This is a genomic window from Acidovorax sp. A1169 (genome assembly GCF_030704685.1).
Lineage (GTDB): Bacteria > Pseudomonadota > Gammaproteobacteria > Burkholderiales > Burkholderiaceae_C > Acidovorax.
Map to the genome: position 1 here is coordinate 1 of NZ_JAUZDX010000068.1, position 966 is coordinate 966.

At 66.8% G+C, this 966-nt stretch carries 1 pseudogene; it reads left to right on the top strand.

Going from position 1 to position 966, the window contains the following annotated elements:
• A pseudogene (locus tag QYL93_RS31850) lies at positions 1-966 on the top strand (hypothetical protein); the annotation flags it as partial.

Consider the following 966-nt stretch of genomic DNA (forward strand, 5'->3'; position numbering starts at 1 on the left):
TCCAGCTCCACCGACACCACCACCTACAACCTGGGCCTGCTGGAGGACTGGAATACGGGTGCGGCCACGGCCGTGGTGATTGCGGACCTGTTTGGCAACTCGATCACGGTCTCTGGCAACAATGTGGCGCCTGCCGTGAGTGGGGTAGTGGCGGGACAGGCCGTCAACGACAACGCGACGGTTTCGCCGTTCGCGGGCATCGTCATCACCGACCCGGATGTGGGCGCGTCGGAGACGGTGATCATCACGCTGGACACGGCCGCCAAGGGGGCGTTCACTGCGGCCTCGCTCACGGCCTCGGGTTTCTCCACCGCCGATGGCGGGCTCACGTACACCCATGCGGCAGGCACTCCTGCGGCCATTCAGGCCGCGCTTCGGGCCCTGGTGTTCAAACCGGCAGTGGGTCGTGTGGCTCCGGGGGCAACCGAGACCACCACGTTCACGATCAGCGTCAGTGACGGCATTGCGTCGGCGGTACTGAACAACACCACCACGGTGGTCAGCACTGCCATTGCAGTCGATTCAGGCGGCGGCACCCCACCGGCCACCACCATCGACGGCGTGCCCGTCACCACCGAGCCCGGCCCCGGCGGCTCCTCCATCATCACCGTGCCGGTGGTACTGCCCACCCGGCCCGATACCGCAGGCACACCCACTCCGCTGGCCGACATCCCTATCGTCAAGGCAGCCGATGGCCATTCCATCGTCTCCGTCAGCGTGCCCACCGGTGTGGGGCTGTCGGCCGAAGGCCTGTCCGGTACGTCCACAGGCTCTGCGGCCCTGGCAGAACTGGGGTTCCGCATCGAGCGCGTGACCGGCAACAACCCCGAGCTGACCAATGCCGGCCAGGTGTTCTACGCCACCCTGGGGCCCAATGAGCCACTGTCGGTGCAGATCTTGAAGCCCACGGCAGGGATCGGCTTCAACCCCAACGTGCCGCTCGTCATCACCGGCAGCACCAACCCT